A 24,887-nucleotide genomic window follows, 5' to 3' on the forward strand; every position below is an offset into this window, starting at 1 on the left:
CAGGTTTTTGGAAACGTTAGAAAAAGAAATTAATAACCATGTAAATCAACCCTGCTAATGTAGCAGAAATAGGCAAGGTAATGAACCAAGTGATTAGCATTCTTTTTGCCGTTCCCCATTTAACACCCTTAACCCGGTGGGATGCACCGACTCCTAGGATGGAAGATGAAATAACATGAGTCGTACTTACTGGCATATGAATCAAAGTGGCACCGAAGATGATGAAGGCGCCCGTTAAATCAGCGGCAACCCCATTGATAGGGCGAATCTTCATGATCTTTCCACCGACGGTCTTGATGATTTTCCATCCACCGATCGAGGTTCCAAGACCCATTGCCAAGGCACAACTGAATTGAACCCATAAAGCGATATCCGTGCTTGATGCATATCCATTGGCGATCAGGGCCAGTGTAATGATCCCCATCGCCTTTTGAGCATCATTCGTTCCATGTGTATACGATTGAAGGGCTGCGGTAGCAATCTGGATCGTACGGAACCTTTGATTCGTTTTCGTCAGGTTGTTGTTTTTGAAAACAACTTTAAAGATGCTGTAAACGATATACCCTATCACGAAAGCGATGATAGGAGAGAAAATCAACGCTTCGAGAATTTTCAAGAACCCTTCCCACTTAATGGAGGAGAATCCGGCTGCTGCAATTGCGGCACCTGCAATCGAACCTATCAATGCATGGGAGGAACTACTTGGTATTCCGTAATACCAAGTAAGAAGATTCCATATGATGGCCGAAAGTAGAGCAGCCATGATTACATAAGAACCATTCGGGAGGGTGAACGGATCCACAATATCCTTCGTGATCGTCTTCGCCACACCTGTGAAAGTCATGGCTCCAACAAAATTCATGATAGCTGCTAAGATGATAGCATGCCTTGGTTTTAACGCTTTTGTTGAAACAGATGTAGCAATGGCATTCGCTGTATCATGGAAACCATTGATGAAGTCGAATGCAAGTGCTAGGAAAACAATGATAATCGTTAAAATCAATAAAGTATCCATTTTTGGGGGTACTCCTTAGGCGTTTTTCATTATGATTGTTTCAAGTGTATTGGCAACGGCTTGACAGTTGTCGGCAATTTCTTCAAGGCTCTCGTAAATCTCTTTATATTGGATGATTCTGATTGGATCTTTCTCAACCGTGAACAGGTTTTTGATGGATTGGCGTTGGATGCCATCACAAACAGATTCAAGTTCTTTAATCTTAATCGCGTTTTCACGGATCATTGGTAATTTTTTAGTAGATAGCGTATCGACAGCTGTTTCGATTTCATAGGTGCATTCTTTAATGGCATCGACGAATTTAAGCATGTACTCATCGGCATTAACGATAGAATACATTTCGAATAGAGCGGAACAATGCTCCAAACCGTCTATGACATCATCCATTCTCATGGTTAATTCAAGAATATCTTCACGCTCTATAGGAGTAATGAAGGCGTTGTTTAATTCTTTAATGATGGTGTGAACCATTTCATCGCCCTTGTGCTCATAATCTTTCATCGTATCTGAAAAAACTTTTAAGTCGCTGATATTTTTAAGCTTATAATCTGCGAAATAGTCCGCACTTTCTTTGATGTTTTGAGCAATATTTAATAACATCACTGCAAATTTGTCTTTTTTAGATTTAAAAGCCATGGTTAATGCCTCCCAATTAGTCAAGCGTAATTTTACGTATAGATGTGTACGCTTTAGTATTAACAACTTGATTGTAACGAATTCATCTAGCAATAGGGAAGGTTTTTCGACGAAAATTTACAAAATCTTAATAAAACTTTACAAAAAGATAAAGGAAAAGTGAAATTTGGGAATATCTACAATGATGAAGAGAGAAAAGAGAAGAAAAAAACCTTTCCGGATTGGAAAGGTTCAAGTGTTGGATTATAAAAATAATGAAATAATATAGTATATGGTTGCAGCCAATCCTGCGGAAATTGGTAACGTGATGAACCATGTCACCAGCATGCTTTTGGCGGTTGTCCATTTTACCCCTTTGATTCGGTGAGCTGAGCCTACACCAAGTATTGAAGAGGAGATGACATGGGTTGTACTTACAGGCATATGAATGAAGGTAGCCCCTAAGATGATGGCGGCACCCGACATATCAGCGGCCACTCCGTTTATCGGACGGATCTTCATGATTTTCCCACCGACCGTCTTGATGATTTTCCATCCGCCGATTGAAGTACCTAAGGCCATGGCAATCGCACAGGAAAGTTGTACCCAGAATGGGATGTCGGAGCTATGAGCAAATCCATTAGCCATTAAAGCCAATGTGATGATCCCCATCGACTTTTGCGCATCATTTGTTCCGTGTGTATAGGATTGAATCGCAGCCGTAAGAATTTGAATCCTCCGGAAACGTTTATTGGTCTTGCCTAAGTTATTATTTTTAAAGATGATCTTGAAGATGCTATACACGATAAAACCGACTGCAAATGCAATGATAGGAGATAAGATCAAGGCTTGGACGATCTTAGAAAACCCACTCCACTTGATGGAATCGAAACCACCTGATATTATGGCAGCTCCAGCAATGGATCCGATGATGGCATGGGAAGAACTGCTTGGAATGCCAACGTACCAGGTGACCAAATTCCAAATAATTGCAGATAGTAGGGCAGCAAGAATGACATAAGAACCATTATTTAAGGTAAATGGATCAACAATGTCCTTTGTTATGGTTTGGGCTACCCCTGTAAAGGTCAATGCTCCCAATAAGTTCATGATCGCAGCCATGATGATGGCGTGCCGAGGTTGTAGTGCCTTAGTTGAAACAGCGGTAGCGATTGCATTGGCCGTATCATGGAACCCATTGATAAAGTCAAAAACTAAAGCAAAGAAGATAATTGCAGCTGTTAAAATGAATAGACTACTCATGCATGTAAGACTCCCTTAATGTTCAAGTATGTAAATATAAAACCTAGTTTGCGGATACAAAGTGGACGAGAGATTAGTCTTGAAACTCCTACTATTTAGAATGGGAGTTATATCGATTGATTATTCTTTTGAAAAGGTGGCACCTACTTTTAACATTTTTTTGCCCAACTATTCAATTGTAACGAATTTCTTATCTATAAGGATAGATGTTTCGTCATTTTTTTACAAAATATTTTATTCATTCGATGAAAAATTACCTATTCATTCTTTTTTTAAATAATAATGGATAGTTTACCAAAGGATTTGGTGGATTGAAAGCTGAAAATTCCGAGGTGAATGGTTAGAAATGCAAGGTATCTGATGCTATAATTGGAAAATAAAACTAAGGGGGAATGTCACGTGATTTCAAGTGTTGGTGAGAAGATAACTTTACATAATGGAGTGCAAATGCCGCAGCTGGGCTTCGGTGTCTTTAAGGTGAAAAACGGTGAGGAAACGGTTGAATCAGTCAAGAAGGCGATTGAGGTAGGTTACCGTGCAATCGATACGGCCGCCATCTACGAAAATGAAGAAGGTGTGGGGCAGGCGATTCGGGAAAGTGGCATCCCACGTGAAGAACTGTTCATTACGTCGAAAGTATGGAATACGGAACAAGGATATGAAACGACCCTTCAAGCTTTCGAGGATAGCATGGAACGTCTAGGTTTGGAGTATTTGGACTTATATTTGATCCATTGGCCAGGTCAGGATAAATACCTGGAAACATGGAAGGCACTTGAGAAACTTTATCATGATGGAAAAGTGAAAGCGATCGGCGTAAGTAATTTCCATGTTCACCATCTGGAAAACTTATTGGCAAACAGTGAGGTTAAGCCTGTCGTCAATCAAATTGAATTACATCCATTGTTAACTCAAACCGAAATTCGTGATTACTGCAAAAAACATGATATCAAGGTAGAGGCGTGGAGTCCGCTTGGACGCGGGCATTTAATCGATGAACCTACAATCAACCATATTGCGAAAAAGCATGGGAAAAGCGCTGCACAGGTATTGATCAGATGGCACCTACAACATGATATCGTAGTTATTCCAAAGTCGATTACACCTTCGCGTATCGTAGAAAATGCTCAAGTGTTCGACTTTTCATTGAGCCTTAATGAGATGAACCAAATCGACGCCTTGAATAAAAATGAACGATTCGGTAGCAACCCGGATGAACTGATTTTTTAACCAGTTTCACGAACCCTAAAAAGAGTGCCCAGAGAAATTCTGGACACTCTTTTTTTTAACATATTATAGATGGAAACTGTCTATACTAACAGTGGAAGACGAAATGAAAAATAGTATATACCCCTTTCTCTACATCGATAATCTCTTTTTCGGTTCCAAAAAAATTAAAATAAAATAAGGTTTTAGATTTAGAATAAGGGGAAAATACTTAGTACAACAGCAAACAAGAAGAAAACACACACAGACATTAAGCGGTGTCCAATCAACTTCATTTTAAAATGACAATTACCTTTTTAAATAACCAAAAACATTCGCATTATTAAGATATGCGTACCAGGCATTATACCTTTTGAGTGTAAAGGTTATGGTGTTGATCGGACACGAATAATGAAAGTGATGAGTATTTCTTCAAGTCTGTTGAATAAAATTCATTTACTCAAGGAGGAAATATATTATGGGATTCTTATGGTCATTAATTATCGGTGGTATTATCGGTTGGTTAGCAGGTATGATTATCGGACGTGACGTACCATTCGGTATCGTTGGTAACATCATTGCAGGTTTTGTTGGTGCATGGTTAGGTTCATTAATTCTTGGAACTTGGGGACCTTCAGTAGCAGATTTCGCTATCATTCCAGCATTAATCGGTGCTATCGTATTTGTCTTCATCTTAAGCTTAATCTTAAGAGGAACAAGAAAAGCTTCATAAATAAAGAAAATGTAGCTGGCCTAAACGGCCAGCTTATTTTTTTTGGGGAATTTCAAGGTAATCGCTTTTAGCGGTTGCCTTCTTTCCGTTAATTAATATAGAAGAAAGCATTATTTGCTATTTAAATATATAAAAATTATTGTCATTTACTTAATAAAAAGGATAAACAATCAATATATAGGATGAATGTAAAATTATGATGTTTTTAAAATAATAATAATTGTATACTGAAAAATGGGGAGGGAGAATGAGAATGATGATATCAAAAAAAATGATGGGGATGCTTCTTGCAGTCACGGGCTTATTATTAGTGGCAGGCTGCGGGAGTGAAGAGAAAGTTCAAGAACAGACGATTAAAGTGGGCGTTTCCGCGGGACCTTTTGAAGAGGTGGCCAAAAAGGTGAAAGAGGTGGCCAAGGAAGAGGGAATCAAAATGGAGATTGTCCCATTCAATGATTTCGTCACGCCTAACCGCGCTCTTGAAAATGGGGACTTGGATGTTAATGTATTCCAAACCAAACCATATTTAGAACAATATAACGAGAATCACAAAGCCAATATCGCAACGGTGGGGAAGGTTTTCACCACGAATATGGCTTTTTATTCGAAAAAATACAAAACGATCGAGGAAATTCCTGAAGGGGCCACTCTAGGAATCATGAATGATCCTCTTAATCTGTGGCGTGGTCTTTTGTTATATGAAGAAGCGGGTTTAATTAAATTGAAGCCGGGTCTTGAAAACTACGCAACCATCCAGGACATCGCAGAAAATCCAAAAAAATTGAAATTCAAGGAGTTAGAAGGCGGCATGCTTGCTCCAGCGATGAATAGCCTGGACGTAGCGATTATCCCTAGTAATTTTGCAATCCAGAATGGATACGACCCGAAGGAAGATCCATTATATATCGAACAAGGGGACAAGTTCCCGATTTACTTGGCAACCGCAGAAGAAAATAAAGATAATGAAGACTATAAAAAATTAACTGAATTATATAGTTCCAAAGAAGTGAAAGCGTTCATTAAAGAAAAGTACGATGGTGTGTTCAAAACGGTCGATCATCCTTTTGAATAAAAGGAGAGAAAGGCACAGTAAAGAAGGCTCTTTGCTGGTCCAAACCTGGAAATGATGGATAAGTAGGGGGGCTAGAATGATCCAGTTGACTGATATACACAAAACATATGTAGAGGGAAAAAAAAGCATTCATGCCTTAAAGGGTGTATCCCTTTCCGTGAACAGGGGAGAGATTTTCGGTGTGATTGGTTTTAGCGGAGCCGGAAAGAGCACGTTGCTTAGGACGGTCAATCTGCTGGAAAAGCCGACTAGCGGAAAAGTCATCGTGAATGGAGTCGATTTACTGCAATTGAGTGAACGGGAATTGCGGTCATCCCGAAAGAAAATCGGGATGATCTTTCAGCATTTTAATTTGCTGGATTCCTATAATGTGTTTGATAATGTCGCAGAAATCTTAAGAATGAATAAGATGTCCAAACGAGAAATCAAGCAAAAAGTGGACGGTTTGCTTTTGTTAGTGGGCTTGCAGGATAAAGCGGGGGAATATCCTGCCCAGCTGTCAGGAGGACAAAAGCAAAGGGTAGGGATCGCTCGCGCCTTGGCGATGGACCCCGAACTTCTTTTATGTGATGAGGCCACCTCCGCGTTAGATCCACAAACGACGGAATCCATTCTTGAGCTTTTGTTTGATATTAATGAAAAAATGGGATTAACGATCATGCTGATCACCCATGAGATGGATGTCATTAAAAAAATCTGTGATCGGGTGGCTGTCATGGAGCAAGGGGAAATCATCGAACAGGGGTCAGTTCATGATATTTTCAGTACACCTCAAGCTCCGACGACGAAAAACTTCATCCGAACCGTTTTCGATGATACGGTTCCCAAAGACTTGTTGAATAAAATGCAGCATGGAAGTTCGTCCTATAAAGTGGTCAGGATCTCATTCAGGGGAGACGATGCACTTAATCCTGTGCTACATTCTCTTGCCGTACGGTTTTCCGTGGTCACCAATGTGCTAAGCGGTTCGATGATTTCAGTGAAAGGAATGCCACTTGGGATGATGGTGCTACATATTTCAGGTAAGGAAGAATCGATTTTACAAGCCATCGATTTTCTCAAACAGGCGGTTCATCATGTGGAAATAAAACAGGATCCCGAGGTGATGATGTCATGATGGAGAGATTGGTAGAGATGTCGCCGTTATTTACACAGTCGCTTTACGAAACATTAATGATGGTTGGGGTCGCTCTTTTCGTGGCCACCATCATTGGCATTCCGCTTGGGGTGTTATTGGTGATAACAAGAAAAGATCATCTTGCACCGAATAAAATGGTCTTTCTTATATTGAATATACTTGTTAACATCATCCGGTCCGTGCCGTTCATCATCTTGATCGTGGCCATCATCCCTTTCACTGAATGGGTGGCAGGCACGGCGATAGGCGTTAAGGGCGCGATTGTCCCGCTGATCGTATTTACCGCCCCGTATATCGCACGATTGATAGAAACGGCTTTGCTTGAAGTGGACCGCGGCATCATTGAAGCCTACTTGGCCATGGGAGCGACACGGACACAAATTATCTTTCGAATCATGTTACGTGAAGCTAGACCAGGGATCGTTCTTTGTTTGACGATTGCAACGATAGGATTGATCGGAGCAACGGCAATGGCCGGGGCTGTGGGAGCGGGAGGACTTGGTGATCTGGCACTACGGTATGGGTACCAGCAATGGGATCTTCCGGTCATGTTCCTGACGGTCCTCCTATTGATCTGCCTCGTTCAGCTAATCCAATCTTTTGGCAATTGGACCGCTGCTAAATTAAAAAAAGGATCATAATCAAAAAAAGCTGGCTCAAAGACGATGAGCCAGCTTTTTGGTATGGTTTATAACCCTTCAAAGATACTGGGCTTATCCAGGAAAGGTGCTTCGATGGCGATTTTTTCTTCGGAGATAGGATGGATGAATTCCATTTTCCTGGCATGAAGGGCCTGGCGTGGAAAGGAACTCTTTCCGCCATACAGAGTATCCCCGGCCAAGGGATGATTCAAGTGGCTGAAGTGCACCCGGATTTGGTGGGTCCTGCCACTTTCTAATGTGCAGCTGACAAGTGTCCGATTTTCTTTAGGGTACCGTTCAAGGACTTGATAATGAGTGATGGCTGTCTGTCCGGATGGAGATACTCTTCGTCTCGTCGCATGATGCCGGTCCCGCCCAATCTTTTCTTCGATTTTTCCTGCATTTTCTTGAAGGATCCCTTCCACTAAAGCATAATAGGTTCTCTTGATGTTCCGTTCTTCAAGCATTCTATCGAGCATGGAGCCGGTCAGTCGCTCTTTAGCAAAAAGGACGGCGCCAGTGGTATCTTTATCGAGTCTATGAATATGTTTTATCATGCAGGTTTGGCCGGTTACCTGAAGGTGGTGGGCCACCCCGTTGATCAGTGAATTCCTATCACCAGAATGAGAGGGGTGGGTATCCATTCCTGCCGGTTTGTTTGCAATCAATAACAAATCATCTTCATATAAGATGGTGATTCCCAAATCTGTAGCGGGTACTCGATCATCATCAACGTGAAGCAACGGAATCTGGATCGTATCCCCTTCAGAAATTTTACTTTTCCAAGGAGTGATAACATCATTCACTTTTACTTTCTTACTCATTCTCCATTCATGAACAAGTTTCTTTGGAGCCTTCCAATGGTCTCTAAAAAGACCTTCTAATGTAAAACCATCCAATTGTTTATGTACAGTGATGAATAATTCATCGTTTTTCACTGTGAAATGTTTCAAATTTATTCCTACTTTCGTTGGATTAGATTGTATTTTTAAGAAAAAAATATATAATAATTACAATGAACTGTGAAAAAAGAATCATTAGACCTATTGAAAATGAGTCAGTGGGTTAAATTACCACATTATTTTTACAGTTTTTATGTTATTCTATAAAAAAAAGGATGATCCTCTAAGATTAAGCAAACAAAGATAGGACCAAAGTATTTGAAAAAGGTGGTTTTGTTGTGAAGGTTGTCTCTCCATCAACGGAAGAACAAGAGCAAGAAATTGCTGATCTTGTTGAACGTTTCTACGAATCTGTATTTCCGAGTTACTTCACAAAAGATGAAATCCTTCATTTTAAAGAAATAGGCGTTTTACAGCCTAATAAGGGCCGTTTCACCTACAATGGTACACTGAGGGAAGCGTATCAGGTGATGACATGCCTTCAAGTCCTCCTAACCATTATGGACAAGGAGGAGAAGGTGGATTCAAAGGCAACTGAACGTAAATCAGATGAATTGTTCAAGCGCAACATTACACTTTTGAATGAATGCGGGATATTCTTCCCCTTCGATTCTAATCATTTTAACCGAATGAGCGAACATGTGGGAATGGAAGGTTTGCCCATGTACAATGTTCAAGTGGCGAATTCATACTTAGTATAAGGCAAATAAAAAGAACCGGCTATAACGGACTGTTCCCGTTATAGCCGGTTCTTTTTATTAATTGATGTCGTTTTCCTCGAACCATTCTTTAAAGTCTGACTTTTCATGGTAGCCAACTAACCGGGCTTTTTCTTTTCCATCAACATAATGGACAATCGTCGGCGTGCTCTTTATCCCATAATCGCTCCATCCTTGCTCGAATTCCAATAAATTGTATTGAACAAGGTCAATGCCCATCTCTTCGGCCAGGGGTGCGACGACTGGGGTGGTTTTTTGGCAATGCACGCATGTAGGGCTATAATAGTAAACCGTCACTGCTTCTTTTTCCTGCAGGTCATTCTCTAACTCGGCGGGGAGAATCAGATTTTGATAATTGGGATCATCCAATTGATCGACGGTGGCGGATTTAAGACTATCTTTTCCGTAAGGATTGCCCTTTGCCTTTTCTTCTTTTTTCATATTTGTCACAACGCCCAATACGATAAATAGGGCGACGATTAAGACTAAAAATATCGCAATCTTTTTCATTAAGCTGAAGCCTCCTTGGATCTTGTCCATACGATGTAGCTGCATAGGAATATAATGATGAATGCAACGAGAGCTAAGGCAGGGATCGTAATAAATCCAAACCAGTTAATATATTGACCTGTACATGGGACCCTTCCGCACGTAAGGGAATGGTCGGAAAAGAATGAAACCTTTTGAATTAAATAGTGATAGGTTGAAATGAGTGCACCGATACCGGACAATATCATCGTATAAAAGCTAATCCAATGGTCCTTACGAATGATGGCTATACCTAAAATGACTGTAAAAGGATACATGATGATCCGTTGATACCAGCAAAGGGTACAAGGTTCGTATTGCTTAATTTCAGAAAAATATAAGCTTCCAAACATGGCAATGATGGAAGCAGCCCATGCAATAAATAGCCAGTTTTCTTTACTGTCTTTTGTCTTGTTCATCGCTTCCCTACTCCACCTTCTTTTTCTTTAATAAAAGTATAGTCTGTATCGATGGCGTCTGTAAAATATATGTTCTTAAAATATGCTTCAGACGGGGTTTTTTCCAGGTACATAACAAGGGAATTAGGAGTTTCAAGTGTTATATTTTTAAAATTAGGGGTATAATCTTCGATGAAGAGAATAAAGGAGCCTGAGAAAAATGCCTAATTTAGACCTGCATAAATTTGAGAAAATCATGGAAATACGAAATATGAAGCTAGGGGACATAGACGAAATCATTGCTATGCAAGCGTCTTGTTTTCCAGGGATGGATCCATGGAAACGAGATCAGCTCGAGAGCCATTTGGAAATCTTTCCGGAGGGCCAATTCGTAGCTGAGTACGATGGCAGAGTGATTGGTTCTTGTTCAAGCCTCATTATCAATTTTGACGAATATGATGATCGCCATACTTGGGATGATGTAACGGATAATGGCTACATCACGAATCACAATCCAGACGGTTATAATCTATATGGAATTGAAGTCATGGTTCATCCAAAATTCCGCAGGATGAAAATAGGACAACGACTATATGATTCAAGAAAAGAACTAGCTGCACAAATGAACCTGAAAAGTATCATTATCGGCGGCAGAATTCCAAACTACCATAAGTATGCGGATGAATTGCTACCGAGAGAATATGTCAAGGAAGTGCAACTGCATAAAATATATGATCCAGTCTTATCGTTCCAGCTTTTAAATGGGTTCACCCTTATGAGGATCAATCCCAACTATTTGCCTGATGATCTGGCTTCCAATAAATACGCGACACTCATGGAATGGAATAATTGGGATTACCAACCGAAATCGAAGCGTTATTACAAGACGTCCGAACCTGTTCGGATATGCGTCGTGCAATACATGCTCCGTCGTATCGAATCATTTGAAGATTTCGCGAACCAAGTGGAGTATTTTACGGATGTAGCGTCCGACGCCAATGCTGATTTCGCTGTATTCCCAGAGCTGTTCACAACCCAGTTGATGTCGTTCTTAAATGAACGGTCTCCAAGTCTGGCAGTCAGGAAGCTTTCGGAATTCACGGAACAGTACATTGAATTGTTCACGAAGCTTGCAGTAAGATATAACGTCAATATCATCGGTGGTTCTCATTTCGTTAAAGAGGAAGATGACAATATTTATAATATTGCCTACTTGTTCCGTCGCGACGGAACCATTGAGAAACAATATAAAATTCATATTACACCAAATGAAAGAAAATGGTGGGGGATTAATGCGGGAGACCGCGTACGTGTCTTTGATACGGATTGCGGAAAGATCGCCATTCAAATCTGTTATGACATCGAATTCCCGGAACTTGCTCGTATAGCGACAGATATGGGTGCCAAGATCATTTTCACACCTTTCTGTACGGAAGATCGACAAGGTTATCTGAGGGTTCGCTATTGTGCCCAGGCACGTGCTGTGGAGAATCAGGTCTACACAGTCATCTCCGGAACTGTCGGGAACTTGCCACAAACGGAAAACATGGATATCCAATATGCACAGTCTGGAATTTTTGCCCCTTCAGACTTCGAGTTTGCCCGTGATGGTATCGTAGGGGAAACGAGCCCTAACCTTGAGATGGTGCTTATCGGCGATGTCGATCTGGAAATCTTACGACGGGAGCGTCAATCCGGTACGGTAAGACAATTAAAAGATCGTCGCCATGACATTTACAAATTGCAATACCAAAAAGGAGATAAATAAGGATTTACATGTGCTCGTGACGAAAAAGCAACAGTTGCTTTTTCGTCACGAGCCTTTACTTCATTTATGGGGAAAAATATGTTAATTTTATATTAGGGTTAATACATAAAATTCAAAATATGGGCGTTGAGAGGAGATGTTGGAGATGGAATGGAAATCTTTCTACACCGCTTGGGCAGGTTACCAGAATTTAAATGGGGAATTACGTGTCCTGCTCGAGGAAATGCAACGGGATGAAGCAAAACTCGAAGATGCCTTTTATAAGAACTTGGAATTTGGGACAGGTGGCATGCGTGGGGAAATTGGAGCTGGAACGAACCGGATGAACCTGTATACGGTTCGAAAGGCAACGGTGGGACTGGCACAATATATTTCATCATTCGGGGAAGAGGCAAAAAGTAGAGGGACGGTCATCGCCTATGATTCGAGGCACAAGTCACCGGAATTCGCACTGGAAGCGGCTAAAACATTGGCGACTTTCGGTGTGAAAGCCTACTTATTCGATGAGCTGCGACCAACGCCTGAATTATCGTTTGCCGTCCGGGAGCTGAATGCCTTTGCTGGAATCGTGATTACAGCAAGCCATAACCCTCCTGAATATAACGGATACAAAGTTTACGGGCCGGATGGTGCACAGTTGCCTCCAAAAGCCGCTGACCAGGTCATTCAGTACGTGAATGCCATTGAAAGTGAACTTGATATACAAATTAAAGAAGTGGAAGCGTTAAAAGAGAAGGGGCTTATCGAGATCATTGGGGAAGAGTTGGATATCGCTTATAATCAACAGCTTTTGACGGTTCCTGAGAATCCGCAATTAGCCGAAGAAATAGATGTGTCACTTGTCTTCACCCCTCTTCATGGAACAGCCAATAAATCGGTTAGGCGCGCACTTAAGGACCTGGGGTATCACAATGTCCATGTCGTCAAGGAACAGGAATTGCCCGATCCGGACTTTTCGACGGTGAAATCTCCTAATCCTGAGGAGCCAGCCGCATTTGAAATGGCCATCGAACTTGGCAATCAGGTGGAAGCCGATCTATTGATTGCAACGGACCCTGATGCCGACCGGTTAGGGATTGCCGTGAAAAACGAAGCGAATCAATATGTCGTTTTAACTGGTAATCAAACGGGAGCCTTGTTCTTGGATTACTTATTGAGTCAGCAAAAGGAAAAAGGGACGATTCCTCAGAATGGAGTGGTCTTGAAAACAATTGTGACTTCGGAAATCGGGAGGACGATTGCAAAGTCCTACGGGTTGGAGACGGTGGATGTTCTGACTGGCTTCAAGTTCATTGCCGAGAAAATAAATGAGTATCAGAAAACCGGGGCACATAGCTTCGTGTTCGGGTATGAAGAAAGTTACGGCTATCTAATCAAGGATTTCGCACGTGATAAAGATGCCATCCAAGCAGCGGTTCTTGCTGTTGAAGTATGTGCTTATTACAAAAAGCAGGGCTTGACCCTTTACCAAGGCTTGATGAATGTCTTTGAAAAATACGGATTCTATTTGGAAGGGCTACGTTCATTAACCCTAAAAGGAATGGAAGGGGCAAAACAGATCCAAGGAATATTGGATCGATTCAGGCAAAACCCACCTACTCAAATCGGGGGTATCCCCGTAGTCATCGCCGAAGATTATCAGAACGGTAAAAAGTACGATTTGAGAACGACTGTTGAGGAAGTGATTGAACTTCCGACATCCAACGTTTTAAAATATTTCCTCGATGATGGAACGTGGGTATGCCTCCGTCCTTCAGGTACCGAACCGAAAATCAAATTCTATTTCGGGGTCCAAGGAAGTTCCCTGCAGGAATCGGAAGATAAGCTTTCCGCCGTCATTAACGATTTCATGAGTGAAATAGAAGCTTTGGTGTAATAAATAAAGGGAGAGCGAAGGCAAGTTCTTCGCTCTTTGTTCCGAAATTGGATAGAAATGGAATGTCTCAAATTCAAGGAAATTACGCATGGACTTTGGTATACTGATTGAGGATAATGGGATATTTTGATGAAATATATTTCAGACCTATCATTTCAAACTTACCAAGGAGGGGAATATCCATGAAATTAGTCATCATTAATGGTTCACCACGTAAACAAGGACGTACAGGGATTGCTTCACGCTTCATATCTAAACAATACGGAGCAGAATTAATCGATTTAAGCAATAGTGAAATCCCTTTATATACCGGGGAAGGCGAGCAATACCAATTGAAAGTGATTCAAGATCTTCGCACAAGCATCGAAGAAGCGGATGGTGTCATTTTAACGACGCCGGAATATCACGGTTCTATGAGTGGTGCTTTGAAAAATGCGTTGGATTTCCTAAGCAGCGATCAATTTACACATAAACCAGTCGCGCTTCTTGCCGTTTCAGGCGGAGGTAAAGGTGGAATCAACGCGTTGAATTCCGTGAGAACGGTAGGCCGTAGCCTTTATGCGAACGTGATTCCAAAACAACTAGTACTTGATCCGCACTGCTTCGATTACGAAAATGACGGATTGAATGAAGAATCCGCATTGCTTGTCGACGCTTTGATGGATGAATTGAAAATGTATGCAAGTGCATATGCGACAATAAAGAAATAATGGAAAAAGGGGTCAGGTATGAAAATACCTGACCCCTTCCTTGTTTCCATTAGGGTTTCACCAGCCATAGTTTAATCCCTGATAAGCAACTTGCATAATATTTCCCATTTTGTACAAACTATTGTTGAACTTCCGTTACATATTCATATTCACTCGTCTGTTCAGCAGCATGATCGAGATAACGAAATAGGGCATACAGCTGAGATTGAACGATTTGGTAATCATGCTCAAACCGATATGCGTGTAAAAAATGCTCAATTTTCTTCGAAAGAATGTGATCTTTCGTTCGTACCATCAAAACTAAAAGGCTGTCCCAATCCGATCGGTGTGTGTGAAACAACGCCTGATCATAATCCGCTATCCTCATATCATTCTCCTCCTTACTAAGGAGCTATTTGTATTTTGTACAGAATGGGCAGAAGCTCTCCTTACAATAAGTGGTGATATAGAAAAACCGCGTTTGTTGTTTTTTACCTGAATAATAATCAAAGGTGAGTTCATGAAAAAAATCATTTTGCTTTGGTGGATCTGTTTTCTGCTTTATCCTTCATACGCATTCTCTGAACAGCTATATTCACCTGAAACAATGGAAAAAGATCTTCTGGAAATGGAAAAAAAGTATCAACTAAAAACGGTAACAATCGGTGAAACTGAAAAAGGAAAACCGATAAAGGTCGTTAAACTTGGTAGGGGGCAGAAGTCGATTTTAATGGTCGGTGCCCATCATGGACGGGAATGGCTTAGTACGATGATTCTGATGAAGATGCTACAAAATTATGCCTCCGCCTATCAAACAGGTGAGCCAATCGGTGATATCCCCTCGGACTTATTGGATGAGGTCAGCATCTGGTTCATCCCGATGTTAAATCCTGACGGGGTCAGGATCCAGCAGGGTGATTTCTCTCACTTAAATGTATGGGAGCGAGTGGCGGTCTGGAAAATGAACGACTATAGCACAGAGTGGTCCCGGTGGAAAGCCAATGCGAATGGCATCGATTTAAACAGGCAATATCCAAGTGGTTGGGATGACATAATCAATGAAGCGAAACAACCCACGTATCAGTTTTATAAAGGAAAACGTCCACTGATGGCATCGGAGGCAAAAGCACTTGTGTCCTTCACGAAGAAGCTCGACCCCCTTATTGCTGTTTCCTACCATACGTTTGGACGGGAAATATTTTGGCACTATCACAATAAACCTAAGAACATGGCAAGGGATTACGGCATAGCGAAGAAAACGGCAGAGCTAACCGGTTATGAACTGACCATCCCGGAAAAGGAAGCAATAGGCAGTGGATTTACGGATTGGTTCATTACCGAATTCGAGCGGCCGGCGCTGACCATTGAACTTAGTTATTTAGTGGAGGAAACGAATCCACCCTTGTCCGTATTTCCCGAAGAATGGGACCGGAACCGTCAAGTGGGGATGATGCTTGTCCAAGAAGCGAATCGATTGAATAACTATTGAGATGTTATACATAATAAGACTAATAAGTGAGAAATGGTGGGAGGTAAAGGGATGAAAAAACTTCTGATGCTGGTCATGGGGCTCATGATACTAACGCAAATGGCTCCAAGTGCACCAATTGCTGCAACCCCGGATTATGAGAAATACGGGAAGATTGCCATCACTGTCGTTCAGGCCGATTATCCTGGAGACGATGTGACCGACTATCAATATAAAGGCCGTAAAAAGTTAGGCAATAAACAAGTGGAAGACGACTTTGTATTCGTAGTGGTGGAAAATGGCAAGGAATTCAACGTCATCGTTACCGTCCAGCATGATCTGGAGAATAAAAAGCTTTTGAGCTTGAAGGTCATGGAACAGAAAAGAAAATGAATGCAAAGGAATCAGCACCCTTCTTTTTATCGAAGGTGCTTTTTCTATGTCCGTAGTTGCATCTGCATCCATATCTAGATTGTTTTGGTTCTGACCTATGATACACTAGAATTAACATAGTTTTCCTGTGAATAGTTGCATGATCAGTGGAGGTGTATCTATGCCCAATCTTTCCAATGAGGAAGAGTTAACAGGTGGGAACGTTTCGAAAGTATATCGTTCAGGTGATACCGTCAGACGGGAAATGAAGCCAAATAGCCAAAGGATTCATGCGTTATTAAAGCACCTGGAGGGAAAAGGTTACGAATATGCCCCTAAATTCCTTGGTATCGATGATAAGGGCAGAGAAATTCTATCTTTCATTGAAGGAGAAGCGGGGAATTATCCTCTACAAACATACATGTGGTCAGAAGATGTCTTACGGGAAATCGCTAAGATGCTCCGTCTTTATCATGATGCTGTAAGCGACTTTGCATTGGATGATCATTGGCAAGCAATCGATAATACCCCACAGCAAGCAGAGGTGTTATGCCATAATGACTTTGCCATGTACAACATCATTTTTCAAAATGACCGACCGATTGGCATTATTGATTTTGATGTGGCTGGACCTGGTCCACGACTTTGGGACATCGCGTATACGCTATACACTTGTATTCCATTAAGCAGATTGTATCTTACTGAGACGGGTGAGACGGTCCATTATCATTCAGTTCACGATGCTTCCCGCATAAAAAACAGGGTAAGATCATTTTTTGATGCTTACGGTGAAGGAATTGCGGAGAATTATATCGAGATGATCCTGTTACGTTTAGAAGGATTATGTAAGACAATCACAAGAAGAGCGAGTGAAGGTGATCTTGCCTTTCAAAAGATGGTGGAGCAAGGTCATCTTGAACATTACCGAAACGAAATGACATTCATTTCTGAGCATAGGAAGGAATGGACGTAAATCCTGGTCCTCTAAAGGGACATAATGGAAGAAAGAAGGGAACTTCTAAATGTGGAAGTTCCCTTCATTTTGTTCGGAAATCCATTTTTCCATTGCATTTATAAGGAAGGAACAAGTATAGTTAATAACAGATTAAATACAGCAAGATTTTAGGGGAATTATAATGAGAAAGTTTAAAAAAGTATATGTCGAAATAACGAACATATGTAATCTGAAGTGTAATTTTTGTCCGAGTTCTAGCTTGCAAAGGACATTGAAATTTATGAATCCAGAAGGTTTTACGCACGTGATTGAAAAGATAAAACCACATACGGACCATATATATTTCCATCTAATGGGTGAACCATTTTTGAATAAAGATTTGGGCACGTTCCTGGATATTAGCGCCGAGAATGATTTGAAAGTGAATATTACGACAAACGGCACACTGATCCAAAAGGTGAAGGATAAGCTTCTGTCCAAAAAAGCGCTTCGTCAGGTGAATATTTCCCTTCATAGTTTTGAAGCGAATGATACGAGCAATAGCCTGGAAAGTTACGTAAGTAATATAACGGATTTCATTAATGAGGCAAATGCAACGAGTGAAGTGATCTGTGCCATACGACTATGGAATATGGATTCAGATGAACTTAAAGCGAGTAATGGGTTGAATGATGATATTCTTTCGATGTTGGAAGAGAAGCTTTCACTGGACATTCGTTTAAGTGAAGCCCTTCAGGAAAAGAATAATATCAAACTGAAGGATCGGGTTTACATCAATATGGCGGAAAAATTCGAGTGGCCGGAACTTGACCGCGATATCATTGATGAAAATATTTTCTGCTATGCATTGAGAGATCAACTCGGAATCTTGGTGGATGGAACGGTGGTCCCTTGTTGCTTGGATAGTGAAGGGAAGATACCACTTGGGAATATATTCGATTCATCCCTAGAAGAAATCCTGGATGGCGAACGGGCGAAGAATATGTATGATGGCTTCTCGAGAAGATGCGCCGTTGAAGAACTCTGTAAACGATGTGGCTACGCAAAGCGCCACAAAAAATAAAAGATGGATGTAACCCACGGAGATACTCTTCGTGGTTTTTTTTGAATTCATTTTGATTATTTTATTAAAATATTCAGAATATTATTGATTTATGGAAAGGCTGGTGTTAGAATGTTCTCTATTATCAGTGAAGTTAAAACTTCAAATCTATTTAAAAAAAGTATACGATTCATTTTTGTTACTGAAGGGAAGGATTTTATGGATGTTCAGCAAAAAGCAAAAGAGATATTCCCGGCATTAACGACTGGGCAAAAAAAAGTGGCCAAATACTTGTTGACTCATGCCCATACATTTGCCGTCAGTTCAGCTCAAGTGTTAGGGAAAGAAATTGGCGTGAGTGAGACCACGATCATTCGCTTTTGTTATTCGCTAGGGCTAAGTGGTTTTGCTGAACTTCAAAAACTGATTCGCAATCAGCTGATTTTTGAGAGCAGTAGCTTGAATGAATACCATACTTCTAAACTCGAAGTCGCAAACGAGCCAAACTTCATGGCACAAGTGATGGAACAAGATATCGAGAGCATCAAAAAGACCATACATAATCTATCAAATGAGGATTTCACAAAAGCGGTGGACAAAATTACGTCAGCCGATAGTATTTTAATTTCCGGACATCGTTTATCCTTTTCGGCCGCACATTGGCTGACGTTCACACTAAGGCTTGTGAAGGAGGATGTTCATTTATACCGGCCGGATACAGACGATATCTTTTTACAATTGGATAAAATGACGGAACGTTCCGTTTTCATAGCGATATCCTTTCACCGTTATGTGAAAGAAACAGTGAAAATTACGGAGATGGCTAAACAGGCAGGGGCCTTTGTGATCGGGATTACCGACTCCGAACTTGCCCCTCTTGCAGATTTCGCGGATGTATTATTACCGGTATCAACGCCGAAGACTTCGACCATCGATACAGCACCTGTTTTATTTTCCTTATTGAATAGTTTAGTAGCGGGTGTCTCAATAAAAGACGAACAAGGATTCAAAGATAGAAAGTCTAAATACGACACATTTAAACAGGATGATTTTTTCTTCTGAAGGGGAGTTGGAAATGGATATAACACAATCGCTTGTAAAGTTAAGACCACGGATCATCGAGATATTTGACCATCTGCACGCTCATCCAGAAACGAGTTGGAATGAAGTGAAGACAACAGACTTCATTGCGGACATTTTAACGGAAAACCAATGTACCGTGACAAGATTTGCCGACTGTACCGGTGTGATTGGTGAGATGGGGGAAGGCCGGTTCACGGTGGGCCTACGATCGGATATCGATGCATTATGGCAAGAAGTGAATGACACATTCCAGGCCAACCATTCATGTGGCCACGATGGGCATATGACTCTGGCTCTTGGCGTTTTCCTTGTATTGAAGGAAATGAACTTTCAACCAAAAGGGAAACTCAAATTCCTTTTTCAGCCTGCAGAAGAAAAAGGAACGGGTGCCTTGAAGATGATTGAGGAAAAAGTCGTCGATGATATAGATTTTCTGTATGGCGTGCATGTAAGGCCTGCGGAGGAAGTGAGCGATGGCCAGGCGGCACCAGCCATTGTTCATGGTTCAGCACAGTTCATAAAGGGCGAAATCCTAGGAACGGATGCACATGGTGCAAGGCCCCATCAAGGTCAAAATGCAATCGAGATCGGGGCCTCTTTCATCACATTGTTGAACAGCATCCATCTTAATCCTTCCATCCCTTATTCCGTGAAAATGACGCAGTTTTCTGCAGGCGGGGAAAGTTCGAATATCATTCCAGGGAAGGCTACTTTTTCGCTGGACTTGCGCGCCCAGGATAATGATGTCATGAAGGAATTGACCATGAAGGTGAAGAAAATCGCACAAGCTCTGGCCATTGCCAATGGCGTTGAAATTATCCTTGAACCAAGTGCATATGTAGCCGCTGCACATGTTGACGAACAAGCCCAAGCCATCATGGCAGAAGCCATAACAGATACACTCGGTAAAGAAAATTTGGTGCCTCCCGTCATTACGACTGGTGGAGAGGATTTTCATTTTTATACGTTGAAGAAACCGACCATTAAAGCGACGATGCTTGGATTGGGTTGTGGCTTAACGCCAGGCCTGCATCATCCACTTATGACCTTTAATAAAGAAGCGCTGCTTTCGGGGATCGAAATTGTAACGAAAGCCATCCTTCTTACTTTCGATAAATATGGAGAAGGGGATCGCCATGACTCATGAATTACACATCAAATCATTATCGACATTAGAAGAGTTACAAGAGGTGCAACAATTGGAGACGCTTGTATGGGGGATGGATTCCATACCAACCCACCAGACGCTGACGGCAGTTAAAAACGGGGGGCTTGTCATAGGCGGTTACCTCGATGAGCAGTTAGTGGGCTTTCAATACAGCTTCCCTGGATTTAAGGATGGCAAGGTCTTTCTTTGCTCACACTTGTTGGCGATCCACCCGGAACATCAAAAGAAGGGATACGGAAGATTGCTTAAATTGGCACAAAAAGAAGAAGCACTGAAAAAGGGCTACGACTTAATTTGCTGGACATACGATCCATTGGAAAGCGTGAATGCGAATTTAAATATCGGAAAACTTAAAGCAGTTTGCCGTACCTATATGGAAGATTGCTACGGAAAGCTTGAAGGCTCACTTAATGAAGGGCTGTCGACAGATCGCTTCATGGTGGAATGGACGATCAATCAAGATTTGCAGGCAGATGCGAATCTCCCTAGTGAAGCGGCACAACTAGTGACGGTAGAAAAGGATGAACAAGGTTTTCCAGTCATCACGGAATATAGGCTGGATACATATGCAGACATCATTGCCATTCCGATACCAACGGAGATACAAAAAATGAAGAAGGAAAATCTTTCGTTGGCGATTGATTGGCGTTCGAAAACAAGAGAGATATTCAAAAACCTCTTTGCCCAGGGATATGCTGTAGTGGGAATTGAACGGATCAAAGAGGACAACATACAACATTACATCTTACAAAAACAGAAATAAGTGGGGGAATTAAACATGAAAATAAAAGAAGTGCGTTTACGTCATCTGAATATGGATTTGATTGCTCCATTCACAACTAGCTTTGGTACATTTGTGGATAAAGAGTTTATTTTAGTAGAGGTGAAAAATGAAGCGGGATTATCAGGATGGGCTGAATCTGTAGCTTTTGCCGCGCCATGGTATAACGAAGAAACCATCAAAACGAACTGGACGATGCTGGAGGATTTCCTGATTCCGCTCGTGCTTGATAAAGAAATAGAGCACCCAGGTGAAGTAGCGGAACTGTTCGCTCATATTCGGAAAAATAATATGGCGAAATCGGCAATCGAAGGTGCTATTTGGGATCTGTACGCGAAAGAAAAGAACATTCCACTGAGCACGGCACTAGGTGGAGAGCTGGATAAAATCGATGTCGGCATCAGTATCGGTATCCAAAAAACCGTTCCAGATTTATTGAAAAAAATCGAGAATGGACTGAAAGATGGTTATAAACGAATCAAGATAAAGATTCAGCCGGGCTGGGACGTCGATGTTATCAGGGAAGTACGTAATCATTATCCGGATGTACCGATCATGGCGGATGCAAACTCGGCTTACCGTTTGAAGGATATCGAATTATTGAAACAGCTGGATCAATTCGATTTAATGATGATCGAGCAGCCTTTGTCATCGGATGATATTGTCGATCATGCGACATTGCAAGCGAGCATCACAACACCGATTTGCTTGGATGAAAGCATACATTCCGTCGAAGATGCCAGAAAGGCGCTGGATTTGGGAAGCTGTAAAATCATCAATATCAAGATTGGTAGAGTGGGTGGCTTAACGGAAGCTAAGAAAATTCATGATTTATGTAAAGAGCGAAACGTGCCAGTATGGTGCGGTGGCATGTTGGAATCTGGGGTCGGTCGTGCACATAATATCGCATTGACCACACTTGATAATTTTACAATGCCTGGCGATACGGCCGCTTCTGCGAATTATTGGCATAAAGACATCATTAAACCGGAAGTGACGGTGGAAGATGGGGTCATCACCGTGCCAAAGACGGCAGGTATTGGATACGAAGTAGATACGACCATTGTCGATGAATTTACCTCCTATAGTAAACGATACAAAAATTGAGCAGGTTGAGTCCGCCAAGCTTTGGTATTTTCTTACTGAAGATTGGCGGAGCTTTAAACGCGAGGTAGGCAAAAGCTATCTACGCACCAAATTGTCAGAATTATCTTTAAATTGGAGTGGATTTCCATGAAGAACAGTATCAATCTAGCAGGCGCATATATTGGAATCATCATAGGGGCAGGTTTTGCTTCAGGACAAGAAGTATTGCAATTTTTCACGAGCTTTGGAATCTATAGTGTATTGGGAATTGTCGTAGCGACTGTATTATTCGCTTTCCTTGGAATGCAAGTTACGGAGTTAGGGAGCTCGCTTCAAACACGCTCTCATAAAAGCATAATCGATCACCTTTGTGGCCGTCATCTAGGCAGGGTTGTCGATGTGATCATTACCTTTTTCTTATTTGGCGTAACGGTGATCATGATTGCAGGTTCCGGATCTATTTTCGAAGAACAATTTGGCATCCCAAGTATCGTGGGTGCCGCGATCATGACGATCCTCACCATTGGAACGCTTTTGCTTAAAGTCGATAAAATCATGTCGATCATTAGTGCCGTAACGCCATTCTTATTCATCATCATGATTGTCATTGCGGGTTATTCATTCTTTACATCAAATCTTAGCTTCAGTGAAATCATTGCCTCATCCAGTAAAGAAACGGCCGCAACGGGAAATTGGCTAATGGGTTCATTGCTATATGTTTCTTATAATATGACGGCTGGAATCGCGATGCTGGCCGTAATGGGAGGCACAATGAAAAGCAAGAAAGAAGCAGGAATGGGAGGCATTTTAGGCGGGATAGGTTTAGGGATTTTATTACTTCTAATCAATATGGGGATGATGTCCGACCTTAAATCGATTGAGGGAGTAAGCATGCCCACTCTTTATTTAGCAAATGAAATCTCGCCTTGGTTGGGAAATATTCTGTCCGTAGTGCTGTTAGGCATGATTTATAATACGTCAGTTGGTATGCTGTACGCATTTACTGCTAGACTTGTACCTTCCGAAACAAAGAATTTTAAAATCTCGGTCATCGTCGTAGGGATGTTAGCTTTCCTTGCCAGCTTTGTTGGCTTCATTAAATTGGTTGGTACGGTATATCCTCTTACAGGATATTTAGGTTTTGTCATCATTGCAGCTCTTATCATTTCGTGGGTTCGCTCAAAAACGAAAAAACGGGCATTACATGCAGAAATAGCCAAGTAATAGTAAGAAAGAGTGCCTGTTCTACTGATTCCTGACATCTTCCCTTTTGGAGGATGTCTTTTTTCTATGTACGATTGCCCTTTAAGAAGGAACAAAGCATTTTTCCGCCCTTTTTTCATACATTAGACTAAAGACAAAAGACTAGGGGGATATAAGATGAATGGATCGGAGCAGAAGGCTCTGGAATATGCCATCAGTGAAATCACAGAAATAGCCACTGGATTCGGATTGGATTTTTACCCGATGCGTTATGAAATTTGTCCATCGGAAATCATTTATACATTTGGTGCGTATGGAATGCCTACCCGTTTTTCACATTGGAGCTTCGGGAAACAATTTCATAAAATGAAGCTGCAATATGATTTCGGATTAAGCAAAATCTATGAATTGGTCATTAACTCTGATCCATGTTATGCGTTCTTGTTGGATTCCAATTCACTTGTGCAAAACAAATTGATTGTGGCGCATGTTTTGGCGCATTGTGATTTCTTCAAGAATAATGTCCGTTTCCGGAACACCAAGAGGGATATGGTAGAAAGCATGTCGGCCACGGCAGAAAGAATCCGGGAATACGAAGTGTTGCATGGCAAGCGGGAAGTGGAAACATTCCTTGATGCCCTTCTTGCCATCGAGGAACATATCGACCCATCACTGATGAGGCCGAAGCTTGCCTGGACGATGGAGGATGAGGAAGAGGAGGAGGAAATCAAGCCGGCAGCGACGGAGTATGATGATTTATGGAATCTCGAAGACAGAGATGTGAAGAAGCATCCGACCGCTAAAAGGCGTAAGAAGTTCCCGCCACGGCCTGAAAAAGATATCATGCTATTCATTGAACAATACAGCAGGGATTTAACCGATTGGCAGAGAGATATCATGACCATGATCCGTGAGGAAATGCTCTATTTCTGGCCGCAACTCGAAACGAAAATCATGAACGAAGGCTGGGCATCGTACTGGCATCAAAGGATCATGCGTGAACTGGATTTGACCTCTGGCGAATCGATTGAATTTGCGAAACTGAATGCGGGAGTCGTGCAGCCATCACGCACGAGCATCAATCCTTATTATCTAGGGCTGAAGGTGTTTGAAGATATCGAAGAACGCTATGATAACCCGACAGAGGAAATGCTCAAGCTCGGCAT

The 24,887-nt window shown here is 41.6% G+C and carries 26 protein-coding genes; 19 read left to right on the plus strand and 7 right to left on the minus strand.

Annotated features, from left to right (window positions below):
* Positions 1-16 precede the first annotated feature (16 nt).
* From ACQKIC_RS17715 to ACQKIC_RS17725, 3 genes are all read right to left on the minus strand, one after another.
* The gene (locus ACQKIC_RS17715) at positions 17-1,015 is read right to left on the minus strand and encodes an inorganic phosphate transporter (protein ID WP_402867526.1); all 999 of its coding nucleotides are present in this window, start codon (positions 1,013-1,015) and stop codon (positions 17-19) included.
* A gap of 15 nt (positions 1,016-1,030) precedes the next feature.
* Positions 1,031-1,651: a DUF47 domain-containing protein gene (locus ACQKIC_RS17720; protein ID WP_402868506.1), complete on the minus strand. Its 621-nt coding sequence runs from the start codon at positions 1,649-1,651 to the stop codon at positions 1,031-1,033.
* A 243-nt stretch (positions 1,652-1,894) separates the two neighbouring features.
* A complete protein-coding gene (locus ACQKIC_RS17725) occupies positions 1,895-2,893 on the minus strand; it encodes an inorganic phosphate transporter (protein WP_402867527.1) in 999 nt (332 codons plus the stop codon).
* 447 nt (positions 2,894-3,340) lie between these two features.
* On the opposite strand from ACQKIC_RS17725, the gene ACQKIC_RS17730 reads away from it, so the two are divergent.
* The 5 genes from ACQKIC_RS17730 (at position 3,341) to ACQKIC_RS17750 (ending at position 7,683) form a co-directional block, all read left to right on the plus strand.
* On the plus strand, positions 3,341-4,123 hold the full coding sequence (locus ACQKIC_RS17730; protein WP_402956022.1) for an aldo/keto reductase: 783 nt from the start codon (positions 3,341-3,343) through the stop codon (positions 4,121-4,123).
* Between the two features lie 454 nt (positions 4,124-4,577).
* Complete coding sequence (locus ACQKIC_RS17735; RefSeq protein WP_402867528.1) at positions 4,578-4,832, plus strand: GlsB/YeaQ/YmgE family stress response membrane protein; 255 nt, start codon at positions 4,578-4,580, stop codon at positions 4,830-4,832.
* A 253-nt stretch (positions 4,833-5,085) separates the two neighbouring features.
* Complete coding sequence (locus ACQKIC_RS17740; protein ID WP_402990680.1) at positions 5,086-5,904, plus strand: MetQ/NlpA family ABC transporter substrate-binding protein; 819 nt, start codon at positions 5,086-5,088, stop codon at positions 5,902-5,904.
* Between the two features lie 76 nt (positions 5,905-5,980).
* A complete protein-coding gene (locus ACQKIC_RS17745; protein WP_427592057.1) occupies positions 5,981-7,021 on the plus strand; it encodes a methionine ABC transporter ATP-binding protein in 1,041 nt (346 codons plus the stop codon).
* Entirely contained in the window at positions 7,021-7,683 is a 663-nt protein-coding gene (locus ACQKIC_RS17750) for a methionine ABC transporter permease (RefSeq protein ID WP_427592072.1), read from the plus strand. Before ACQKIC_RS17745 ends, ACQKIC_RS17750 begins: the two co-directional genes overlap by 1 nt.
* Positions 7,684-7,730: 47 nt before the next feature.
* Here ACQKIC_RS17750 and ACQKIC_RS17755 read toward each other — a convergent pair whose 3' ends face one another.
* On the minus strand, positions 7,731-8,636 hold the full coding sequence (locus ACQKIC_RS17755) for an RluA family pseudouridine synthase (protein ID WP_427592058.1): 906 nt from the start codon (positions 8,634-8,636) through the stop codon (positions 7,731-7,733).
* Between the two features lie 227 nt (positions 8,637-8,863).
* Here ACQKIC_RS17755 and ACQKIC_RS17760 point away from each other — a divergent pair, with 227 nt between their 5' ends.
* A complete protein-coding gene (locus ACQKIC_RS17760; protein WP_427592059.1) occupies positions 8,864-9,286 on the plus strand; it encodes a DUF5365 family protein in 423 nt (140 codons plus the stop codon).
* 57 nt (positions 9,287-9,343) lie between these two features.
* Here the strand turns inward: ACQKIC_RS17760 and ACQKIC_RS17765 are convergent, their stop codons facing one another.
* Both ACQKIC_RS17765 and ACQKIC_RS17770 read right to left on the minus strand, forming a co-directional pair.
* Positions 9,344-9,814: a thioredoxin family protein gene (locus tag ACQKIC_RS17765; RefSeq protein ID WP_402990665.1), complete on the minus strand. Its 471-nt coding sequence runs from the start codon at positions 9,812-9,814 to the stop codon at positions 9,344-9,346.
* On the minus strand, positions 9,814-10,251 hold the full coding sequence (locus tag ACQKIC_RS17770; protein ID WP_427592060.1) for a disulfide oxidoreductase: 438 nt from the start codon (positions 10,249-10,251) through the stop codon (positions 9,814-9,816). The genes ACQKIC_RS17765 and ACQKIC_RS17770 overlap by 1 nt, the downstream gene beginning before the upstream one ends.
* Positions 10,252-10,450: 199 nt before the next feature.
* On the opposite strand from ACQKIC_RS17770, the gene ACQKIC_RS17775 reads away from it, so the two are divergent.
* The 3 genes from ACQKIC_RS17775 (at position 10,451) to ACQKIC_RS17785 (ending at position 14,584) form a co-directional block, all read left to right on the plus strand.
* The gene (locus ACQKIC_RS17775; RefSeq protein ID WP_402867535.1) at positions 10,451-11,998 is read left to right on the plus strand and encodes a GNAT family N-acetyltransferase; all 1,548 of its coding nucleotides are present in this window, start codon (positions 10,451-10,453) and stop codon (positions 11,996-11,998) included.
* Between the two features lie 145 nt (positions 11,999-12,143).
* A complete protein-coding gene (locus ACQKIC_RS17780) occupies positions 12,144-13,874 on the plus strand; it encodes a phospho-sugar mutase (RefSeq protein ID WP_427592061.1) in 1,731 nt (576 codons plus the stop codon).
* A gap of 182 nt (positions 13,875-14,056) precedes the next feature.
* Entirely contained in the window at positions 14,057-14,584 is a 528-nt protein-coding gene (locus tag ACQKIC_RS17785; protein WP_402867537.1) for an NADPH-dependent FMN reductase, read from the plus strand.
* 118 nt (positions 14,585-14,702) lie between these two features.
* Here ACQKIC_RS17785 and ACQKIC_RS17790 read toward each other — a convergent pair whose 3' ends face one another.
* A complete protein-coding gene (locus tag ACQKIC_RS17790; protein WP_402867538.1) occupies positions 14,703-14,951 on the minus strand; it encodes a YhdB family protein in 249 nt (82 codons plus the stop codon).
* A 132-nt stretch (positions 14,952-15,083) separates the two neighbouring features.
* Between ACQKIC_RS17790 and ACQKIC_RS17795 the strand changes: the two genes are divergently transcribed.
* The 10 genes from ACQKIC_RS17795 to ACQKIC_RS17840 all read left to right on the plus strand — a co-directional run.
* The gene (locus ACQKIC_RS17795; protein ID WP_427592062.1) at positions 15,084-16,052 is read left to right on the plus strand and encodes a M14 family zinc carboxypeptidase; all 969 of its coding nucleotides are present in this window, start codon (positions 15,084-15,086) and stop codon (positions 16,050-16,052) included.
* A 51-nt stretch (positions 16,053-16,103) separates the two neighbouring features.
* The gene (locus tag ACQKIC_RS17800) at positions 16,104-16,424 is read left to right on the plus strand and encodes a DUF3889 domain-containing protein (protein ID WP_427592063.1); all 321 of its coding nucleotides are present in this window, start codon (positions 16,104-16,106) and stop codon (positions 16,422-16,424) included.
* 160 nt (positions 16,425-16,584) lie between these two features.
* A complete protein-coding gene (locus ACQKIC_RS17805; protein WP_427592064.1) occupies positions 16,585-17,376 on the plus strand; it encodes a phosphotransferase in 792 nt (263 codons plus the stop codon).
* A 163-nt stretch (positions 17,377-17,539) separates the two neighbouring features.
* Positions 17,540-18,421, plus strand: a complete 882-nt coding sequence (locus ACQKIC_RS17810; RefSeq protein WP_402867542.1) for a radical SAM/SPASM domain-containing protein — start codon at positions 17,540-17,542, stop codon at positions 18,419-18,421.
* 198 nt (positions 18,422-18,619) lie between these two features.
* Complete coding sequence (locus ACQKIC_RS17815; RefSeq protein WP_427592065.1) at positions 18,620-19,462, plus strand: MurR/RpiR family transcriptional regulator; 843 nt, start codon at positions 18,620-18,622, stop codon at positions 19,460-19,462.
* A gap of 13 nt (positions 19,463-19,475) precedes the next feature.
* Positions 19,476-20,630, plus strand: a complete 1,155-nt coding sequence (locus ACQKIC_RS17820) for a M20 peptidase aminoacylase family protein (protein ID WP_427592066.1) — start codon at positions 19,476-19,478, stop codon at positions 20,628-20,630.
* Positions 20,620-21,414, plus strand: a complete 795-nt coding sequence (locus ACQKIC_RS17825; RefSeq protein ID WP_403123383.1) for a GNAT family N-acetyltransferase — start codon at positions 20,620-20,622, stop codon at positions 21,412-21,414. Before ACQKIC_RS17820 ends, ACQKIC_RS17825 begins: the two co-directional genes overlap by 11 nt.
* Positions 21,415-21,429: 15 nt before the next feature.
* The gene (gene menC, locus ACQKIC_RS17830; RefSeq protein ID WP_407406470.1) at positions 21,430-22,539 is read left to right on the plus strand and encodes an o-succinylbenzoate synthase; all 1,110 of its coding nucleotides are present in this window, start codon (positions 21,430-21,432) and stop codon (positions 22,537-22,539) included.
* 126 nt (positions 22,540-22,665) lie between these two features.
* The gene (locus ACQKIC_RS17835) at positions 22,666-23,742 is read left to right on the plus strand and encodes a YkvI family membrane protein (RefSeq protein WP_427592067.1); all 1,077 of its coding nucleotides are present in this window, start codon (positions 22,666-22,668) and stop codon (positions 23,740-23,742) included.
* Between the two features lie 156 nt (positions 23,743-23,898).
* The coding region (locus tag ACQKIC_RS17840; protein WP_427592068.1) for a SpoVR family protein at positions 23,899-24,887 on the plus strand (989 nt) is incomplete at its 3' end.

It is taken from the genome of Peribacillus sp. NPDC046944, assembly GCF_050272735.1.
In the GTDB taxonomy this organism is placed as follows: Bacteria; Bacillota; Bacilli; order Bacillales; family DSM-1321; genus Peribacillus.

Bases quoted from the DNA above. Each gene is read 5' to 3' on its own strand.
- ACQKIC_RS17715 (WP_402867526.1), bottom strand. From the start codon at position 1,015: ATGGATACTTTATTGATTTTAACGATTATCATTGTTTTCCTAGCACTT.
- ACQKIC_RS17720 (WP_402868506.1), bottom strand. From the start codon at position 1,651: ATGGCTTTTAAATCTAAAAAAGACAAATTTGCAGTGATGTTATTAAAT.
- ACQKIC_RS17725 (WP_402867527.1), bottom strand. From the start codon at position 2,893: ATGAGTAGTCTATTCATTTTAACAGCTGCAATTATCTTCTTTGCTTTA.
- ACQKIC_RS17730 (WP_402956022.1), top strand. From the start codon at position 3,341: ATGCCGCAGCTGGGCTTCGGTGTCTTTAAGGTGAAAAACGGTGAGGAA.
- ACQKIC_RS17735 (WP_402867528.1), top strand. From the start codon at position 4,578: ATGGGATTCTTATGGTCATTAATTATCGGTGGTATTATCGGTTGGTTA.
- ACQKIC_RS17740 (WP_402990680.1), top strand. From the start codon at position 5,086: ATGATGATATCAAAAAAAATGATGGGGATGCTTCTTGCAGTCACGGGC.
- ACQKIC_RS17745 (WP_427592057.1), top strand. From the start codon at position 5,981: ATGATCCAGTTGACTGATATACACAAAACATATGTAGAGGGAAAAAAA.
- ACQKIC_RS17750 (WP_427592072.1), top strand. From the start codon at position 7,021: ATGGAGAGATTGGTAGAGATGTCGCCGTTATTTACACAGTCGCTTTAC.
- ACQKIC_RS17765 (WP_402990665.1), bottom strand. From the start codon at position 9,814: ATGAAAAAGATTGCGATATTTTTAGTCTTAATCGTCGCCCTATTTATC.
- ACQKIC_RS17770 (WP_427592060.1), bottom strand. From the start codon at position 10,251: ATGAACAAGACAAAAGACAGTAAAGAAAACTGGCTATTTATTGCATGG.
- ACQKIC_RS17775 (WP_402867535.1), top strand. From the start codon at position 10,451: ATGCCTAATTTAGACCTGCATAAATTTGAGAAAATCATGGAAATACGA.
- ACQKIC_RS17780 (WP_427592061.1), top strand. From the start codon at position 12,144: ATGGAATGGAAATCTTTCTACACCGCTTGGGCAGGTTACCAGAATTTA.
- ACQKIC_RS17785 (WP_402867537.1), top strand. From the start codon at position 14,057: ATGAAATTAGTCATCATTAATGGTTCACCACGTAAACAAGGACGTACA.
- ACQKIC_RS17790 (WP_402867538.1), bottom strand. From the start codon at position 14,951: ATGAGGATAGCGGATTATGATCAGGCGTTGTTTCACACACACCGATCG.
- ACQKIC_RS17795 (WP_427592062.1), top strand. From the start codon at position 15,084: ATGAAAAAAATCATTTTGCTTTGGTGGATCTGTTTTCTGCTTTATCCT.
- ACQKIC_RS17800 (WP_427592063.1), top strand. From the start codon at position 16,104: ATGAAAAAACTTCTGATGCTGGTCATGGGGCTCATGATACTAACGCAA.
- ACQKIC_RS17805 (WP_427592064.1), top strand. From the start codon at position 16,585: ATGCCCAATCTTTCCAATGAGGAAGAGTTAACAGGTGGGAACGTTTCG.
- ACQKIC_RS17810 (WP_402867542.1), top strand. From the start codon at position 17,540: ATGAGAAAGTTTAAAAAAGTATATGTCGAAATAACGAACATATGTAAT.
- ACQKIC_RS17815 (WP_427592065.1), top strand. From the start codon at position 18,620: ATGGATGTTCAGCAAAAAGCAAAAGAGATATTCCCGGCATTAACGACT.
- ACQKIC_RS17820 (WP_427592066.1), top strand. From the start codon at position 19,476: ATGGATATAACACAATCGCTTGTAAAGTTAAGACCACGGATCATCGAG.
- ACQKIC_RS17825 (WP_403123383.1), top strand. From the start codon at position 20,620: ATGACTCATGAATTACACATCAAATCATTATCGACATTAGAAGAGTTA.
- menC (WP_407406470.1), top strand. From the start codon at position 21,430: ATGAAAATAAAAGAAGTGCGTTTACGTCATCTGAATATGGATTTGATT.
- ACQKIC_RS17835 (WP_427592067.1), top strand. From the start codon at position 22,666: ATGAAGAACAGTATCAATCTAGCAGGCGCATATATTGGAATCATCATA.